This window comes from Bacillus sp. FSL E2-8887 (assembly GCF_038007205.1).
Classification (GTDB): Bacteria; Bacillota; Bacilli; order Bacillales; family Bacillaceae_G; genus Bacillus_A; species Bacillus_A mycoides.
Window position 1 is genome coordinate 203,314 of the sequence record NZ_JBBOWS010000001.1, and the last position, 18,733, is coordinate 222,046.

The following is an 18,733-nucleotide window of genomic DNA, read 5'->3' on the forward strand; positions in this document are numbered from 1 at the left end:
AAAAAGGAGAACGTGATATATGTAACGAAAAAAGATAGAATAAAGCATTTATTGAGGAGAACATATTATGAATGTACTTTACATTGTGTTAGTCGGGCAAATTATTCTTTTTTTAATGGGAGCAATTTATGCAATAGGACAGACGAAGAGAACGAGAAATAATATGCCGTTACCTTTAGCAGTTCGTCTTATTCTTAGTTTTTCTTTAACAGGAAGTGCAATTTGGATATGGTTACAAGATCCATCGGCTGAGTACAGTACGTGGGTTGCACTCGGTATGACTTTATCAACTGTAGGGGATTTATTTATGGCAGGATTAATTCCAATTGGTCATCGATTAATTGGAGGAATGGTTACTTTCGCTCTTGCACATTGTTTCTATGTGAAAGCATTTTTACAAACAGGTATTTCATGGAATGGTTTTTGGATCGGTTTATTCGTATACGGACTCTTTCTAATTATAGGGTGGTTTTTCTTTATTCGAAATGAAAAACAAGACAAACTTTTTACAATAGGCGCTCTAATTTACGGTTTGTGGGTTGGAGGAATGGCATGTTTTGCATTCGCCTTATATTACGAGAATATAGGAATATGGTGGATACCAGCACTTGGTGGTTTACTGTTTGTGATTTCTGATTTTATTATCGGCGTGACAGATATCGGAGGGCGCAAACTGAAGTATGAACCGCTTTGGATTTGGTTTACATATGTCGCAGCGCAGATGTGTATTGTATATGTAGGATTATAAAAAGATACTCTCAAAAATAGTTGATAGACTATTTTGAGAGTATCTTTTTTATTGCTATGCTATTATATTTGTTTGTTTAATTTGTGCAGTATCTTATACTTTCTAAGCATAAATTTCATAGGAAAAGTCCTGTTTGATAGATGGAAAACATAGTATATAAAAATAGTGAATTTATAGGGATTATTATTTTTATATTTGTAATATTCTAATGTTATAATTCAGAATTTTGTGGAAATTAACCAGTCGGAGTACTTATAATAAAAATAAAAAGATGATGAGATGGTGGAATGATGCAAAAGAAAAAACGTTTGCGTGAATTCTTTGAAATAATTGCAATTGCATGTTTATTAGTGTTTTTGGCAAAAATCTTTTTGTTTTTCCCTACGACTGTAAAAGGAGCATCGATGAGGCCGACGTTACAAGATGGAGATAAAGTAATAATTAATAAACTTGCAAAGAGATTTGAAAGTTATGAGAGAGAGGATATTATTGTCGTGAAGACAGATAATTTCTATGTGAAGAGAGTTATTGGATTACCAGGAGATGTAATTGAGATGAAGAATGATCAATTATATGTTAATCATCAAGTGAAAAATGAAGAATATTTAAAGAATAATAAAAAACAGGCAGAAAAATTACTTATCAATTTAACTGAAGATTTTGGACCGATTACAATTCCTAAAAATAAAATTTTTGTGATGGGAGATAATCGTTTAGTTAGTAGGGATAGTAGGAACGGCTTAGGGCTCATTGATAGAACAGAAGTATTAGGAAAGTTCATGGCGATATATTATCCATTTGAACATGTGAAAATTGTAGATTAAAAATAAGAAAAACCAAGCGAATTAGTTGCTTGGTTTTTCTTATTTAAACAGTCGGTGTTTTATTTATTGTTGCTTGTGAAGCAATATGTTCATTATTTTGGTCGATATTTAACATGAATTTTCGTTGTAACAATTGCAATTTAAAGAGTGTTAAAGGATCATGATAAGTTTCTGGGTTTGTTCTTAGCTTTGTTAATGTTTGCTCATCTTCTTGTATTTCAAGTTGGGCCGCTTCTACGGTTTGTTTCAATATGCTAAGAGGGTCTTTAAAGAACATCATGATATCCCGTTCTAGCGCACCTTCAAATACTTCAAATTGAAGGAAGAATTGTTTTGAAATCATCTGAGCAACTTCTGTATAATCTTCTGTTTCAATATATTGTTTATATTTATTTGATAGCATAGATTGATTTTTTTGCATATTACCGAATAATTTCCCTGCACTCTTTAAGAAAAATTGTGTCGGTGTAAAGCGTAATAAAATATTGATGTTAGCTACTGTAATTCTATTCGTCATTCTTGCAACATCTCTATCCCAGTCATCTAGTAATTTGAAATCACAAGGAAGTTTAATACGCTCTTCCTCATAGAGCTTATTAAAGGTATCGCTCATTTCATCTAAATAAGCCTGAGCTTGAATGAATTCATTATGAGCAGTTTCAATCCATTCTTGAATAGACCCAGTAAATTTAGGAAGAAGCACTTGCTGTACATGTTTTTGAATTCTTTCATTCATTGCTACATTTAGTTCTTCATGGACCAGTTTGAAATCACTATCTTCTTGAACGAGGTCAGAGCAACTCTGCAACAATTCAGGAATTTGAGAATGTATATCCTGCGTAATCTCTTCTTTCGTTAAGAGATAAGATTCTGTAATAGAACGAATTTTATCTTTTTGAATGGCAGTAAGATTATTAATAAAACCATCAAGTTTTACTAAAATATGTTTATTCCAGCGAACGGATTTCACTAACGTATTTTCTAATTCCACACGTTCATTTACAAGGTATGCAATTGTTTTTTGGATAAACCATAATAATTTTTCAATGCGTTCTTTTTCCACGTTACGCTTAGTAAGGTTAGAAAGAATAGAGTCTGTTACGTTACCTAGCTGTTCACTACTCTCTTGTGAAGGAGAGTAAGGGAAAAAGTGTGCTTCTGGGAAATGTACGAGTATTTTCTTTTTAATGCTGTTCGTGATATTTTCACTAGTATTCGTATCAATTGTTTGTAAGACGAATTTAATTTGTAAATTTGGTACTTGCTCACGAATATATAATAATGTATCGAGTTCTTCATCATGTAATGGTGAAGCTGAATTTAGGACATAGATGAGACTATCTGCTGCCTGTAAGTATTCAAAGTGAGAGCTGTTTTTGTCAAGTTGTCCATGCACAGTAGGTGTGACAAGGAATGAAAACTTATTTTTTCGTAAAAATCTACTTGGTAATTTAACTTCAATACATTTTCTTTCTAGTTTTGACTGAGAAGGTACCGCTAGTATGTTATGAAGTTCGTCAAAGTTTGGTATATTTCGTATATCTAGTTCTGTAAGCTCAGTTATTTCAGTTTGACTATCATCTTTAAATGTAATTGAAGTTGTTATAGCCTCATTTAATATATTTTCTCCTAGTATAGAGTTAATAAAGGCTGATTTATCATAATCGCTAGCGCCTGCTACTAGAAGTTGTGTAACAGTTAAATCGTATAACTCACGAACAAGTAGTGTGAATTGATGACCTAAATCTACATCATTCTTCTCAGCCCATACAGCAATCGTTTCAAATAATGCTGATACGTCTGCCATATCAACATTTGCATGAGCTGATGCACTTGAAAGTAAGGCACCTGCGCTTTTTACGAGTAATGATTCTAGAGTTGTCGGTGAAACTTCATTCCATGCTAATACTGCTGCGGAGACAAGTAAAGAATCTTCCGCTCTCATTAAACTAAACCAATTTGTTAATAAATCTGGTACAAGTCCTTGTAATTCGTGCATGAAATGTTGTCCAGTAATCAATTCGAAGTACGTCTCTTGATAGCGAGTAGAAATTTCATTCCAATCGTCATGAGCATCTACTTCAACATGTAAGAATAGGTGATTTATTGTTTGAATCCAAGGGAGATGGAATAATTCATTTTCATAGCTGTTCCAAAGTGAGATAACAAGCTCTTTAAATTGAACTTGATCAATTGTATATAAGGCTTTTAAAGATTCATAGAAATACTCAGGTTTAATTTTTTTAGTAAAGCCTCTGTTCACATAATTGATTAAAGTATCGAACCAGTGTAATGATTTTGTTCGAATTCCTTCTTGAACAGCGAGTTCAATAGCATTATTCCAATCTTCTTGTTTTTCATAGAACGATCGAGCGATTGCAGTAATATTTGGATAGTCTGGTTGAAATGCAACAGCCTCGCTAATCGTCTTAAATGCTAGTCCTAAACGATTTTGCTCTATATAAAGGGAAAGAAGTTGTAGGGAAACTTCCATTGTAAGAGTTGTATCTTCTGTTTGGATAGATGTATAAATTTCTTCTGCTTTTGGCAAGAAATCTAATTCGAAATAAGCATCTGCAATATTCTTCATAGCCCAGAGAGCAAGTTCATTATTTACTTTCTCCCATTTGAATATAGCGGCTTCAAAGTCGTTAGTTTGAAAATAAACTTCACCTTGTGCAAAGCGAATATTAGATATATTGGAGAATTCATTTTTTGATTCATTTATATATGCTTCACCGAGTACTTCCGCTACCGGAATGGAAGAGTCTTCTGTTAAAAATGTTTTATAGTAAATCTTTTGGATAAATTGTTTTTCAATGGTCATGTTCGTTCCCCCTGTATAATTTAGAAAAATGATGTTGTATGTAAAAGGGTGCATGTTACTCTAATAGGTAGAAGTTGCATTATATAGACCAAACTATGTTTTTGCTAGATATATCATTTTTCTTGAGAGTTAAACCGTTGCAAAAAGTAACTTCCCTTTATTGTAACAAAAAAATAAGCCTATGAATTTTTATTTTTTTATCTCGCTATTTATAGGCAGTAAGACTCCTACTCCAAAATTGAGCGAATGCAAGGAATTTAAGTGGGAGCCCTGCTGCCCGTAAAATCCCGATTGGTTCAGGCTAATAATCAGTGGGAATGGATAAAAAACCACTGATTAAATCTCTATTTAAGGAATGGAATAGAAGTAGAGTTCATTATAAAAACAATGTATAGTGAATATGTATACCATGTTTGTCTTAAAGATAGAATGGGCACAATATGGGATAACGATCGTGTATAGGATGTGTCTTCCGAATGGAACAACATATTGGCGAGTTAATCGCACATTATGGATATTTTGGAATTATTATAGCTTTAGCTGGCGGGATTGTTGGATTACCTATACCGGATGAGTTTTTATTGACTTTTATTGGATATAACATTTCAAAAGGAGTTATGTCAGGAACAGCTGCTTTTTTAAGTGGAATGGCAGGTGCAATGCTGGGCATTACATTAAGTTACATATTAGGTTTAAAACTTGGGCTCCCTGTTTTAAAAAAATATGGTCCGAAAGTTAGAATTAAGGAACATCATATTGAAAAAACACATATTTTATTTGAAAAATACGGTCCATTTCTTTTAATGATTGGCTACTTTATACCGGGAGTACGTCATTTAACAGCATATTTTGCTGGAGTTTCAAATTTAACATTGTGGCGATTTTGTTTGTATGCTTACGGTGGTGCACTAATTTGGATAAGTGTTTTTATTGGCTTAGGTTGGAAACTGGGAGAGAAGTGGCGCTTTGTTGAATATAGTTTACATCATTATGGAATATGGATTTTATTAGTTTCGGCAATTGTAATATTGATTGTGTGGATTTACATAAGGAAAAGAAAAAACCGCTAATAATAGCGGTTTTTTTAGCTGAAAGCGATAAATAATACACCAGCTGTAATAAAGACTACACCAATACCGGTCATAAAGTTTAACTTTTCACCTAATATAATCATCGCGAGAATAATGGAAAATACTACACTTAATTTATCGATAGGTGCTACTTGTGAAACTTTTCCTGTTTTTAACGCAAGAAAATAAAATAGCCATGACGAAGCACCAGCGATTCCACTTAATGTGATAAATAGCAGTGCTTTTTTATTTAGGAGGACATCACCGATATTTTGAAATTTACCTTGTATAATAATAACTCCTACCATAAATAATGCCATAATAATAGAGCGAACCGTTGTTGCGACGTTGGCATCGATTCCATCTAAGCCAATCTTTCCGAAAATAGATACGAGGGCAGCAGCAATTGCTGATAATAGTGCGAATAATAGCCATGAACTCATAGTGAAACTCCTCCAATCTTACATTATTATACATGAAAATCATTCTCATGTATAAAAACGAAATAAACCCCCGCCCTATATTTTTAATAAGGTGGGGGTTTATTATACTACTCTGCTATTTCTTCATATAAAAAGTACGTTACATTATAAATATGCTCTACTTCATCATCCGTCATAAATAATAATTCGTCACGTTCAATCCCTTTTTTCTTTTCAATAAACTCAATCATGTTTTTTCGTTCTTCTCTTTTCATCAATTTTAATTTCTCCCCTCAATCTGTTTTAATACAGTTTATTTAAGTTACTGCTATTATATAACAGAATCTTTAGAAAGTTCCACCTATTTTATTGTTTTTTTCAGAAGAACCTTTCGACAAAACAAGCCCACCTAAGGGGGGCTTGTTTTTATTTTATAGTCGTAAAAACTCGGGCTCGGTCGTACCAGCACTATCGATGTAATAAATTGTATCGGGATTGATTTTTATTAGTACGTAATTAGGGTCTTCCGCACCGAGTAACCAGCGTTTTAAGCTATTAGTCCAAAATTTGTTTTTTAATGTTTGATCTTCTTCGATGGAAGCTATGCCTTCAACTTCAATGTAATCCTCATCTAATTTCTTTCCTTCACGTCCAAGTAGTAGATGTACATTGGGGTTTTTTTCAATATCTGTTATCTTTTTTGAATTTCGATCTGTTGCAACATATAGTACAAAATCTTCGTGGAAAAACATCATAAAGGCGCTATGTGGCTTATCGTGACGTACAGTAGATAATACACCAGTGCGTTGACCTTGAATAATAGTTGCGATTTTTTCTTTTAAGTGCATATTTTTAGCCTCTTTTCATAATTCATAATTTTTTCTGTCTGGACAAGATAATTTAAATATCTTTCATACTGTTTTCTTCAATCCGATTTTTTAAACGTAATTGTGATGAAATCGGACAAGTTAGGAGATGAATAATAATAATATCGAGGAGAAATACATACGATGGAAGGATGAAAAGCATGTTTAATAAAATATTTCTCATAGTAGCGCTTATAGGTGTACCACTTTCTGTAATCGGAAAAACACTTCATTGGCCACAAACTATTATGTTTGCTGTATACTGCATTACTATTATTGCATTAGCTGGTTTTATGGGGAGGGCGACAGAAAGTTTAGCAATTGTTTCTGGGCCTCGGATAGGTGGTTTATTAAATGCAACTTTCGGTAATGCCGTGGAACTTATCATTTCAATTTTTGCACTCCAGGCAGGATTAACAGAAGTTGTTTTAGCTTCCTTAACTGGTTCTGTACTTGGAAACTTATTACTGGTAGGAGGGTTATCCTTCTTTATAGGTGGCCTTAAGTATAAAAGACAAAGTTTCAATGTTTATGATGCAAGACATAATTCAGCTTTATTAATATTTGCTGTTGTCGTAGCCTTTGTTATTCCAGAGATTTTTTCAATGAAGATGGATGCTGGAAAGACGTATCAATTAAGTATTGGTGTTTCTATTATCATGATCATTATGTACCTTGCTGCATTGCTATTTAAGTTAGTTACGCACCGCGGTGTATATCAACATAAGAGCGATGAAGAAGTACATGAGGAGGAGCCTGAGTGGTCGAAAGGTAAAGCGCTACTCGTTTTAGCGATAGCAACACTTGCAGTTGCTTATGTGTCAGAGGCACTCGTACATACTTTTGAAACGGTCGCAAAGTCGTTTGGCTGGTCAGAGTTATTTATAGGGGTTATTATCGTTGCAATTGTTGGTAATGCAGCAGAACATGCATCTGCGATTATTATGGCATATAAAAATAAAGTAAATATCGCAGTAGAAATTGCAGTAGGTTCTACATTACAAATCGCCATGTTTGTTGCTCCTGTTTTAGTACTTCTTTCGATGTTTTTTGCACAAAAGATGCCGTTAGTATTTACAATACCAGAGCTTGTTTCCATGATTACAGCTGTTTTCTTAACTATTGCTATTTCAAATGATGGGGATACAAACTGGTTTGAAGGAGGCACTTTATTAGCTGCGTATGTCATTATGGGAATTGGTTTTTATTTATTATGAAAAATAGGGATAACAATGCGTCAGAGGGAAAACACTAAATACAGTAATTTATATACCTTTACATAGGAAGGAGCCAGACAGGTGAAACGAGTATACAGCATATGTCTTTCAACCATGGTCTCGTTTATTTTATTATTTCCTAACAGTAGTTTTGCAAAGACAACGGTAGAAGTAAAAATGCCTTCATCTGTTTTAAATATTTCAAAGGATAATACATTTCCAAATGATGCACAAGATTTACCGCGTTTACAGCCAAGTAAGTTTGCGCAAGAACTATTGAAAACAGCAAATATCAAAATTGAAAACCCAGATTTAATTCGAATGTTTAATGAAACGACAATTTCGAATGCACCGCTTGCAGTAGGGTACCGAGCGAAAATTTATTTAGGGCAATGGGCATTAAATTATGAGTCAATAGACACATCGATTAATTGGGAATATAAGCAAGTAAATCGAAATGTATATGATAATCGCGGAGGGGATCGCTTATACCCACTTCGCTATAAGCAAGAAACCCAAAAGACAATCGAAGGTGATTTAACAGCAGATATGAAAGATACTACAGATGTGAAAAAAATGATGCTTCTAAAAGCGCTTGAAAAAGTACAATTGCCACTTTCATTTAAAACAACCATTGGTTATGGTACCGGACATGAGCGTGTTTATAATATTAGTCCAAGTCAACTTGGATATTTATATGCGTATACACCAGCAGTAAATGAAAAAGGAAAAGTAACATTTGGAGAAGTCTACCTTGTGTTAAAAGGGAATCAAAAAAAGCTTGTCGTGAAAAATATTACATCACAAGGAATCGGAGCCGCTATTCCAATTCATGATCATTTATTTTTTAAATTTGTTTCTTCATCGCATGCACAATGAAATAAAAAACGTCAGCCTATAAGCTGACGTTTTTTATTTATCCCGCTATTTGCGGGCAGTAAAACTCCCACCTCAAAATTCGGCTGGAGCAAAGAAGTTAGGTGGGAGGCCCTGCTGCCCGTAAACTCCCGATTGGTGTGGGCTAATAATCAGTGGGGGATGAACAAAACCCCCACTGATTAAAGTTTCACTTTATAACATAATGTTTGATGTTTTTGATAAGAAATCTTCTTTTGGATAGTAGCTATTTTTTACAAGAACATTTGGTCCAAGGCATTTCACGGCAGGACAATGGCAACTTAATGATTTTGCTGTTTTTGAGTCACACCATTTGTCGTAAGCTTCTTGTAGTGTATTTGTTTGTACATTACCTAGAAGCGGGACATCACCGAAGTCGGTCACGATAATATTTCCATCAAAAATATTTACGTTCAAACGAGAACGACCATCTGGATCATTGCGGACAGTTACATTTTTACTTTCATGTAATTTCTTTAGTGTAGCTAAATCGTGTTCATTATCACTACATGCATAGAAAGGTAATGTTCCGAATAACATCCACACATTTTCATCACGGATCTCTAATAAATGTTCAACTGCATTTCGAATTTCTTCTTTTGTTAAAATTTCAAGTGTGCTAGCGAAGTCACTCGGATACATCGGGTGAACTTCATGACGTTTACAGCCCATTTCTTCAACGATTTGACGGTGAATATGTTCAATATGTGGTAGAGTTCGTTTGTTTAACATAGTTTCGGCTGATACGAGTACACCTGCCTCTGATAGGGCTTTACTATTTGTAATCATTCTTTCAAATAATTTAGCGCGCTGTTCATAAGTAGGCTTACGCTCCATCATTGCAAATCCGCCTTCAACGAAGTCATCGATTGTTCCCCAATTATGTGAAATGTGCAATACATCTAAGTAGGGAATAATTTGTTCGTAACGTGCTAAATCTATAGTTAAGTTTGAGTTGATTTGAGTGCGAACGCCTCGTTCATGGGCGTATTTTAAGAGTGGTGTTACATAGTTGTCGACGGATTTTTTTGAAAGCATAGGTTCTCCGCCTGTAATACTTAAAGAACGTAAATGAGGAATCTCATCTAATCGTTTTAATAAAAGCTCCATCGGAAGCGGGTTTGGATCTTTCGGCTGTAATGTGTAACCAACAGCGCAATGCTCGCAACGCATATTGCATAACGTCGTCGTTGTAAACTCAACGTTTGTTAATAGTAGTTTGCCGTACTCTTCAAGGTCCATATACGCTTCCCATGGATCGTAAGAAGGAGTAATCGGCTTCATTATTTGTGATATCGTCATATGAAATACTCCTTTGACTATTGAAATAACAATTTGTCCATTCTCTATAATAGAAGAATATGTGCTTTTTATAAAGTGAAACTTTTTTGTGAAAAAAGAGAGAGGGCTTACATTATAATGAATTACTGTGACGAAATTGATGAAATTACATGCCCATAGCAATCATTTTTGCGGTATAATAAAAGCAACTCGAATTAAAAGGAGAGTGCCTTCATGGGAAAAGCAATTCAAGGTAAAGATTCACAACTAGTATATTTGAAAGAACGTTTAAATATGTTCATTGAAGTAATTGATACGATTGAACCAGAAGAGGTAGAATTAGAGGATGTAGATCGTCTTCTTGCAATGTTAGATGAATTAGAACTGAAATGTGAGCAATTTAAAAAAGACGAATAATATATTAAAAAGGCTGCCACTACAAAATTGGCAGCCTTTTTCTGTACGGATAATAGAAGGAATATAGAAAAAAAGGTATAATCAAGTTGTGAAAAATTTCATTTAACCTTTAATGGCGTGAAATAAATAAACAGCTGAAGAGTATAACAATGGAATTTTCATTTCATAACGTTTTGGTAGCGTTCACAATTGAGGGGGAAGTAACAATGGAAAAGCTTCAAGAAAGCATGTATCAACTAATTGTTGAAACGTCAACGAACTTACCGAAAGATGTTCGTCGCGCAATTCAACAAGCGAAAGAACGAGAAAATGCAGGAACTCGTTCGGCGATGGCACTTGGCACAATTACGAATAACATTAAAATGGCAGATGATAATATCTCGCCAATTTGCCAAGATACAGGGATGCCAACGTTTAAAATTTATACACCAGTTGGTGTGAATCAATTAAAACTGAAGGAAGCTATCTATAGTGCGCTTGAGCGGGCGACAAAAGATGGTAAACTTCGTCCAAACTCTGTTGATTCTCTTTTTGGAGACAATAGCGGAAACAATTTAGGACCAGGTACACCTGTTATTAAGTTTGAACAATGGGAAAAAGATTACATTGATGCACGTTTAATTTTAAAGGGCGGCGGTTGTGAGAATAAAAATATTCAATATAGCCTGCCTTGTGAAATAGAAGGACTTGGACGAGCTGGGCGTGATTTAGAAGGAATTCGTAAATGCCTTCTTCATGCAGTATATCAAGCGCAAGGTCAAGGGTGTAGCGCAGGAGTAATCGGCGTCGGTATCGGGGGAGACCGCACATCAGGTTACGAATTAGCAAAAAATCAATTATTCCATACATTAGATGATGTAAATCCAGTCCCAGAATTACACAAACTTGAAGAGTACGTGTTAGAGAATGCGAATAAGCTTGGCATTGGTACGATGGGATTTGGCGGAGAAACAACTTTATTAGGTTGCAAAGTTGGAGTATATAATCGTTTGCCAGCGAGCTTCTACGTATCTGTTGCGTATAATTGTTGGGCATATCGTCGTCTTGGTGTAACAATTCATCCTGAAACAGGTGAAATTATGGATTGGTTGTACCAGGAAGGTGAAGATACACTTCAGCAAGATGCTGCGCAAGAACAAGCAGAGCAGCGTGAAATCGTATTACAAGCTCCAATTACAGAAGAGCAAATTCGTGAACTTCGTGTTGGTGATGTTGTTACAATTAACGGCATGATGTATACAGGACGTGATGCGATTCATAAACATTTAATGGATAACGATTGTCCAGTAGATTTAAAGGGACAAATTATTTATCATTGTGGTCCAGTTGTAGTGAAAGATGAAAATGATAATTGGCAAATTAAAGCGGCAGGTCCAACGACAAGTATTCGTGAAGAGCCATATCAAGGCGATATTATGAAAAAGTTCGGTATTCGTGCTGTAATTGGTAAAGGTGGTATGGGTGCTAAAACATTAGCAGCTTTAGAAGAACACGGTGGTGTGTACTTAAATGCAATTGGTGGTGCAGCGCAATATTATGCTGAATGTATTAAAGAAGTGAAAGATGTTGATTTCTTACAATTCGGTATCCCAGAGGCAATGTGGCATTTACGTATCGATGGTTTTAAAGCAGTTGTAACGATGGATTCTCATGGTAAAAGTCTACATGCTGATGTTGATAAAACATCACTTGAAAAATTGGCGAGCTTTAAAGAACCTGTATTTAAGTAAAGAGAAGTGCATCTCGAATTATTCGAGGTGCATTTTTTTGGTATATATAGAAAAACATGTTCAGCATGAAAGAAAGCAGGGAAACAGAAACTACAGGTACGATTATATATGGAAAGGAGACTATTTATGAAATATAAATGGTTATATATAGGTCTCATTTTTTCAATTATGATGGCACTTGTTCCAGTTTCAACATTTGCTTATACGAATACACCACATAACTGGGGAATCCCACGTCCTAAAAATGAAACGGTGCCAGATGCAGGGAAACTATATACAGAATTACTACAAAAAAATGGTGGGTTTTATTTAGGAGATACGAAGAAAAAAGATATTTATTTAACATTTGATAATGGATACGAAAATGGATATACAGGAAAGATTTTAGATGTACTGAAGGAGAAAAAAGTACCAGCAACTTTCTTTGTGACGGGACATTATATAAAAACACAAAAAGATTTATTATTAAGAATGAAAAATGAAGGACATATTATTGGTAATCATTCTTGGAGTCATCCAGATTTTACAACAGTAAATGATGCAAAACTTCGTGAAGAATTAACGAGCGTAACGGAAGAGATTAAAAAAGTTACTGGGCAAAAAGAAGTGAAATATGTACGCCCTCCACGAGGCGTGTTTAGTGAAAGAACGCTAGCGCTTACGAAAGACATGGGATATTATAACGTGTTTTGGTCGCTTGCATTTCTTGATTGGAAAGTAGATCAGCAAAGAGGATGGCAATACGCTCATAATAATGTAATGACTATGATTCATCCAGGATCTGTTTTGTTACTTCATGCAATATCAAAAGATAATGCAGAAGCACTTGCGAAAATCATTGATGATTTGCGCGAGAAAGGGTATCATTTTAAAAGCCTAGATGATTTAGTAAAAAGCAATCAACCGTAAGCATGTATGCTTGCGGTTTTCTCATGCTATAATGATGTGTAAAAAGGATGGGGAAACGTATGTGGAGCGAACATGTTACGTTAGAATATCCGTACCATTTTGAGGAAGTACTAAAGCGTTTATCTTTCGACCCGTTAAACGTTATTCAATTAGACGAGAAAGTAATTTATGTCCCGGTTTTTATAGACGAAGAACAGATTGTTGTTCGTTTGCAAGGGATTGGTACTGTTCAAAATCCACAGTTTTGGATCTCTAGTCAGGCAGGAGATCAAGAGAAAGTAATGAAACGAATGAGATCCATTTTTCACTGGAATGAACCGTTTCAAAATATACAAAATCATTTTTTAAACACATCATTACGTCCACTATTTGAAACATATGCTTATACTCCAATTATTTTAGAATTTGATTATTTCGCTTGTCTTCTTCGCTGTATTATTCATCAACAAATAAATTTGAAATTTGCTACTGTGCTAACAGATCAATTTGTAAAACGATATGGGACAGAGAAGAACGGCGTTTTCTTTTTCCCAACACCAGAAAGAGTAGCAAACATTTCAATAGAAGAATTGGGAGAGCAGAAGTTTAGTCAGCGAAAAGCCGAATATATAGTAGGATTAGCAAAACATATTGTAGGCGGTAAATTAGATTTAGTAAGGATACAAAACGAAACAGAAGAAGAAGTATCGGCACAATTGTTACCAATAAGGGGTATTGGAGCATGGACAGTGCAAAACTTTTTAATGTTTGGGCTTGGTCGGAAAAATATGTTTCCAAAAGCAGACATTGGAATTCAGCGCGCAGTGCAAGGTGTATTTCAATTAGATAATAAGCCTGATGATGCATTTTTAGAAAAAGTGAAACAAGAGTGTGAACCATATTGCAGTTATGCAGCGTTATATTTATGGAAAAGTATAGAGTAGAGGTGTAATAATGATACAAAAGCAACAAGAGAGTAAGTTGGAAGTTGGTCAAACGTTTCCTGTGACAATTAAACGTCTTGGGATTAACGGAGAAGGCGTTGGTTATTTTAAGAGACAAGTTGTTTTCATTCCAGGGGCATTACCAGGAGAAGAAGTTGTTGCTGAAGCAACGAAAATTCAGCGTGGCTTCGCTGAAGCGAAAGTGAAAAAAGTTCGTAAATCCTCACCACATCGTGTGAAAGCACCATGTTCAGTATATGAGGAGTGTGGTGGCTGTCAATTGCAGCATTTAGATTATAAAGAACAATTAAATCAAAAGCGTGATATCGTTGTACAAGCATTTGAGAAGTACATGAATAACAGTCTGGAAGAGAAAATTCGTCCGACGCTTGGTATGGAAAATCCATGGCATTATCGTAATAAAAGTCAATTGCAAGTGGGGCGTAAAGACGAAAAGGTTATTACAGGGTTATATAAGCAAAACTCACATCAGTTAATTGATATTTCTCATTGCATGATTCAGCATAAAGCAACGAATGAAGCGACAAAAGTTGTAAGACGTATATTAGAAAAATTAAATGTTTCTATTTACAATGAGAAAAAACAAAAAGGTTTAGTACGTACAATTGTGACACGTACTGCAGTTCAAACAGGGGAAGTGCAAGTCACACTTATTACAACAAAAGAAGAATTACCAAATAAAGATCAATTTATCGCAGAAGTGCAAAAACAAATGCCAAGTGTTAAATCAATTATGCAAAACGTAAACTGGCGTAAAACATCTGTTATTTTCGGTGATAAAACATTTAAATTAGCTGGAAAAGAAGTAATTCAAGAAACACTAGGTGATTTATCATTTGAATTATCAGCACGCGCATTCTTCCAATTAAATCCAGAACAAACAGTTGTTTTATACGATGAAGCGAAAAAAGCAGCTGCTTTAACAGGAAACGAGAAGATTGTGGATGCGTATTGTGGTGTCGGTACGATTGGACTTTGGCTTGCGAATGATGCAGCGGAAGTACGTGGTATGGATGTAATTCCAGAAGCGATTGAAGATGCAAAGAAAAATGCAAAACGCCACGGATTCACAAATGCAAAGTATGAAGCTGGTAAAGCGGAACAATGGTTACCAAAGTGGGTAAAAGAAGGCTGGCGTCCAGATGTCATTGTTGTCGACCCACCGCGTACAGGTTGTGATGATAAATTACTTGAAACGATTTTAAAAGTGAAACCGAAACAAGTTGTTTACGTGTCTTGTAACCCTTCCTCATTAGCACGTGATGTGGAAACATTAATGGAGAGCTATGAAGTGGAGTATGTACAACCAGTTGATATGTTCCCGCATACTGCGCATGTAGAAAATGTAGTGAAACTTGTTAGAAAGTAACATTCAATAAGGATATGTCCCTCACAAAGCAGGAGCTATGTGAGGGTATATTTTATTTAGCGAATGGAAGTAAGGAGAATATAATGAACAATTATAAATTGACGATTCAATATGATGGTGCGCGTTATAAAGGGTGGCAACGTCTTGGTAATAATGACAATACGATTCAGGGGAAAATCGAAAGTATAATATCTGAAATGGTCGGAAAAGAAATTGAAATTATCGGCTGTAGTAGAACGGATGCTGGTGTACACGCTTTGAATCAAGTAGCTAACTTTCAAAGTGATGAGAAGTTAGTAGAACATAAAGTAAAAAAGTATTTAAATCAATATTTACCAAATGATATTAGTATTACGAGTGTAGAAGAAGTACCAGATCGTTTCCATGCTCGTTACAATTCTAAAGCAAAAACATATCTTTATAAAATTTGGAATGAAGAGCATACGAACCCATTTATGCGTAAATACAGCATGCACGTGAATAAACAATTAAATGTGAAAAGCATGAAAGAAGCTGCGAAACATTTAGTTGGTTCACATGACTTCACTGCCTTTTCAAATGCAAAGTCTAAGAAAAAATCTATGGTTCGAGAAGTGTATACACTTGATGTTTCCGAAGAATCAGGATTTGTACAAATTAGAGTAAGTGGTAACGGATTCCTTCATAACATGGTGCGGAAAATTGTTGGAGCATTAATTGAAGTTGGATTAGGGCAATTAGAGGCGGACGCAATTCCAAACATTTTAGAGGAAAAACAACGTAATCAAATTAATTGTCTTGCTGAGGCGAGTGGATTGTATTTGGAGAATGTTGAATTTTAATAATAAGTAAAAAAATCGAGCTGATAAGGCTCGATTTTTTTGCACTCTGAAATTAAGAAGATTTCTCTTTCTTCATACGTAGCTTCAAATTCCAAAAAGCAGCAAGCATAATAGCTGCAAAGGAGCCGCTAATTGTGCCTAAGAGCTTTGCATGAGGAAAGCTGCTCATATCAATGAATAGCATTATACATAGAATGGTAGGGAAAAGACCTAAGTAGTGTAATAACTTCAACTTCTTATCATTACTCATATACATTGCCCCTTTCTAGCATATTATACGTTTATTATAACATATTTTACCAGTTTCTTTACACTTGGAGAAAGATTCATTTCATATGTGCAAGTGCAATTTTTTAATTCGATATTGTAAGTTTTGTCTACTCAATCCTAAAAATTTTGCGGCTTGTGAGATATTACCTTTATTTTCTTTAAGAATTTGATGGATATATTTCTTTTCCATTTCTTCGATTATACGTTTTAAAGTTTGTGGCGTATCAGTATTGTGACTAGTTAGCAGAGTCTGCATATTCAGTTCCTTTTTTGCTAGTTCGCGAAAGTGCGTTGGCATATGGAACGCTGTAATGATATCTTCATCTTCTATTAAGTTCATGGAGCCTTCAATTATATGTTCTAGTTCTCTCACATTACCAGGCCAATCGTATTTATAGAAGAAGTTATTTACGTTTAAATCTACATCTTTTACGCTAAGATCAAATTGGATATTGTATTTTTCAATAAAGTGTTGAACAAGATATGCAATATCTTCTTTTCGTTCCCGTAAAGGTGGAAGACATAAAGTAACAACGCTTAATCGGTAATATAAGTCTTGTCTTAATCGATTGTGTGCTATGGCTTCAAGAGGATCTTCATTAATAGTTGCTATAATACGAACATCAATTTCTTTTTCTTGCGCCCCCCCAATTCTTCGTATTGTTTTCTCTTGTATAGCACGCAATAATTTAGCTTGAAGTGCTGGGCTTAATGAGTTGATTTCATCTAATAACAAAGTTCCCCCATTTGCCTCTTCAAATAAACCAGGTTTATCTATTGCTCCTGTAAAAGCACCTCGATTTGTACCAAATAGTAAACTTTCCATTAAGGTTTCTGGTATAGCGGCACAGTTTTGCGAAATAAATGGTTTTGTTGAACGCTGGCTTTCATTATGGATGCTTTGCGCAAATAGCTCTTTACCGGTCCCTGTTTCCCCGATTATAAGTATGGAGGATGGCGTACGTATTACTCTCTTTGCTTCTGTAATGACCGATTGAATGGCTCTAGAATCACCAATTATGTGATCAAAGGTAAACTTAGTATTTTGTTTTCGAGAAAGGTTCGTTTTCATTGTTTGTTTTAAATGACTAATCTCTTTTGAAATTTCAATAGCGCCTTTAATTTTTCCATTTTCTATTATAGGAAAAGTATCGTTAATCGTCGTAATCTCTTGTCCTTTATTGTTAAAATACGTTTGTTTTATATTTTTGTTTGTTTTTCCAAGTTTTAAAGCCTCTATAAGAGTACTATTTTTATTTTCCTCAAATGCAAATACTTCTAAAGGATTTTTATCTAGCACATCTAAGCGATCCATTGATTCAATTTCCATCATTTTACGGTTATAGATAATCGTTTTACTTTCCTCATTAATAATATGGATCCCAATATCTAGTTCATTGAGTAAAGTTTCGTATAGCACATTCATTTCAATAATCTTTTTAAAATTGATTTCTTCTGTATGCATGTATTATCTTCTCCTCGTTATACCCTATGAAGACTGACTTTTTATAATTTTATTAAAATTCTTATAAAATCGCAAAATTTTTTTGCTATTTTCTCTTAAAAATTTTCAAATGATAGAAAATTTTTGCGGTTATGCAGATTTTTTTCGTAAGAAATCCTAATTTTACATAGGTATTGAGGTTGGTACGTATTTTGCATGAATAGTAGTTAAGATCTCTAAATTTAAAGAGTAGGGGGATTATGAATCTTTATAGTGTATGCAACGTTTCAGTTTCAATTAATAAGAGGGAGGAATTTATAAAGTGAAGACGGTTATAGAACGCGTGTATAGTCCTTGTTACGGGAAAGTAGAGAAATTATTTGTTACTGAAAGTTCTTACGTATATGAGTGGGAAAAATTAGCGTTAATTGAAACAATAGATAAGCAGCAGGTGGAAATTAAAGTGGGAATCAGTGGTTATATCGAATCATTAGAAGTGGTAGAAGGACAAGCTATCGCTGATCAAAAACTATTAATAACAGTGAGGGATGACCTTTTAATAACAGGTAGTGATTAATAGTAGTAATATGTATTTTGCTCTTTTAAATAATTATTTTTACTATGAAGAATTTTAAAAACGCTTACATTAAATGGGTTTGCAAAGTGAAAAGGGGGGA

19 protein-coding genes are annotated in these 18,733 nt (G+C 34.6%); 12 read left to right on the top strand and 7 right to left on the bottom strand.

Going from position 1 to position 18,733, the window contains the following annotated elements:
* Positions 1-67 precede the first annotated feature (67 nt).
* Together NSQ08_RS00860 and lepB are read left to right on the top strand one after the other, a co-directional pair.
* Positions 68-748 carry a lysoplasmalogenase gene (locus tag NSQ08_RS00860; RefSeq protein ID WP_002029577.1) on the top strand — a complete coding sequence of 227 codons (681 nt, stop codon included), beginning with the start codon at positions 68-70 and terminating at the stop codon, positions 746-748.
* A 287-nt stretch (positions 749-1,035) separates the two neighbouring features.
* The gene (gene lepB / locus NSQ08_RS00865; protein ID WP_002010249.1) at positions 1,036-1,572 is read left to right on the top strand and encodes a signal peptidase I; all 537 of its coding nucleotides are present in this window, start codon (positions 1,036-1,038) and stop codon (positions 1,570-1,572) included.
* 43 nt (positions 1,573-1,615) lie between these two features.
* Here lepB and NSQ08_RS00870 read toward each other — a convergent pair whose 3' ends face one another.
* Positions 1,616-4,399: a tetratricopeptide repeat protein gene (locus NSQ08_RS00870; protein WP_215590645.1), complete on the bottom strand. Its 2,784-nt coding sequence runs from the start codon at positions 4,397-4,399 to the stop codon at positions 1,616-1,618.
* A 476-nt stretch (positions 4,400-4,875) separates the two neighbouring features.
* On the opposite strand from NSQ08_RS00870, the gene NSQ08_RS00875 reads away from it, so the two are divergent.
* A complete protein-coding gene (locus NSQ08_RS00875) occupies positions 4,876-5,469 on the top strand; it encodes a DedA family protein (protein ID WP_002029574.1) in 594 nt (197 codons plus the stop codon).
* A gap of 14 nt (positions 5,470-5,483) precedes the next feature.
* Here NSQ08_RS00875 and NSQ08_RS00880 read toward each other — a convergent pair whose 3' ends face one another.
* The 3 genes from NSQ08_RS00880 to NSQ08_RS00890 form a co-directional block, all read right to left on the bottom strand.
* Positions 5,484-5,912, bottom strand: a complete 429-nt coding sequence (locus NSQ08_RS00880; protein WP_002029573.1) for an EamA family transporter — start codon at positions 5,910-5,912, stop codon at positions 5,484-5,486.
* A gap of 107 nt (positions 5,913-6,019) precedes the next feature.
* Complete coding sequence (locus NSQ08_RS00885; protein WP_000817786.1) at positions 6,020-6,166, bottom strand: BH0509 family protein; 147 nt, start codon at positions 6,164-6,166, stop codon at positions 6,020-6,022.
* A 156-nt stretch (positions 6,167-6,322) separates the two neighbouring features.
* Positions 6,323-6,739, bottom strand: a complete 417-nt coding sequence (locus NSQ08_RS00890; protein ID WP_340770467.1) for a pyridoxamine 5'-phosphate oxidase family protein — start codon at positions 6,737-6,739, stop codon at positions 6,323-6,325.
* A 179-nt stretch (positions 6,740-6,918) separates the two neighbouring features.
* Here NSQ08_RS00890 and cax point away from each other — a divergent pair, with 179 nt between their 5' ends.
* The gene (gene cax, locus NSQ08_RS00895; protein ID WP_012260267.1) at positions 6,919-7,974 is read left to right on the top strand and encodes a calcium/proton exchanger; all 1,056 of its coding nucleotides are present in this window, start codon (positions 6,919-6,921) and stop codon (positions 7,972-7,974) included.
* A gap of 81 nt (positions 7,975-8,055) precedes the next feature.
* Positions 8,056-8,853, top strand: coding sequence for a YfkD famly protein (locus NSQ08_RS00900; RefSeq protein WP_002125017.1), 798 nt, complete (start codon positions 8,056-8,058; stop codon positions 8,851-8,853).
* A gap of 192 nt (positions 8,854-9,045) precedes the next feature.
* Here NSQ08_RS00900 and yfkAB read toward each other — a convergent pair whose 3' ends face one another.
* Positions 9,046-10,173, bottom strand: coding sequence for a radical SAM/CxCxxxxC motif protein YfkAB (gene yfkAB / locus NSQ08_RS00905; protein ID WP_002125019.1), 1,128 nt, complete (start codon positions 10,171-10,173; stop codon positions 9,046-9,048).
* 213 nt (positions 10,174-10,386) lie between these two features.
* Here yfkAB and NSQ08_RS00910 point away from each other — a divergent pair, with 213 nt between their 5' ends.
* The 6 genes from NSQ08_RS00910 to truA all read left to right on the top strand — a co-directional run bounded on the left by NSQ08_RS00910 (position 10,387) and on the right by truA (position 16,342).
* A complete protein-coding gene (locus NSQ08_RS00910) occupies positions 10,387-10,569 on the top strand; it encodes an SE1561 family protein (RefSeq protein WP_002010264.1) in 183 nt (60 codons plus the stop codon).
* A 206-nt stretch (positions 10,570-10,775) separates the two neighbouring features.
* On the top strand, positions 10,776-12,299 hold the full coding sequence (fumA, locus tag NSQ08_RS00915) for a class I fumarate hydratase (protein ID WP_340770477.1): 1,524 nt from the start codon (positions 10,776-10,778) through the stop codon (positions 12,297-12,299).
* 126 nt (positions 12,300-12,425) lie between these two features.
* Positions 12,426-13,208 carry a delta-lactam-biosynthetic de-N-acetylase gene (gene pdaA / locus NSQ08_RS00920; protein WP_002029593.1) on the top strand — a complete coding sequence of 261 codons (783 nt, stop codon included), beginning with the start codon at positions 12,426-12,428 and terminating at the stop codon, positions 13,206-13,208.
* A gap of 59 nt (positions 13,209-13,267) precedes the next feature.
* A complete protein-coding gene (locus NSQ08_RS00925) occupies positions 13,268-14,131 on the top strand; it encodes a DNA-3-methyladenine glycosylase family protein (protein WP_340770484.1) in 864 nt (287 codons plus the stop codon).
* 10 nt (positions 14,132-14,141) lie between these two features.
* The gene (rlmD, locus tag NSQ08_RS00930; RefSeq protein ID WP_002029595.1) at positions 14,142-15,521 is read left to right on the top strand and encodes a 23S rRNA (uracil(1939)-C(5))-methyltransferase RlmD; all 1,380 of its coding nucleotides are present in this window, start codon (positions 14,142-14,144) and stop codon (positions 15,519-15,521) included.
* Between the two features lie 83 nt (positions 15,522-15,604).
* Entirely contained in the window at positions 15,605-16,342 is a 738-nt protein-coding gene (gene truA, locus NSQ08_RS00935; protein ID WP_002125027.1) for a tRNA pseudouridine(38-40) synthase TruA, read from the top strand.
* A gap of 52 nt (positions 16,343-16,394) precedes the next feature.
* On the opposite strand, the gene NSQ08_RS00940 is transcribed toward truA, so the two are convergent.
* Entirely contained in the window at positions 16,395-16,592 is a 198-nt protein-coding gene (locus NSQ08_RS00940; RefSeq protein ID WP_002140273.1) for a hypothetical protein, read from the bottom strand.
* 81 nt (positions 16,593-16,673) lie between these two features.
* On the bottom strand, positions 16,674-18,077 hold the full coding sequence (locus tag NSQ08_RS00945; RefSeq protein WP_340770493.1) for a sigma-54 interaction domain-containing protein: 1,404 nt from the start codon (positions 18,075-18,077) through the stop codon (positions 16,674-16,676).
* A gap of 301 nt (positions 18,078-18,378) precedes the next feature.
* Here NSQ08_RS00945 and NSQ08_RS00950 point away from each other — a divergent pair, with 301 nt between their 5' ends.
* On the top strand, positions 18,379-18,633 hold the full coding sequence (locus NSQ08_RS00950) for a biotin/lipoyl-containing protein (protein ID WP_340770497.1): 255 nt from the start codon (positions 18,379-18,381) through the stop codon (positions 18,631-18,633).
* Positions 18,634-18,733 lie beyond the last annotated feature (100 nt).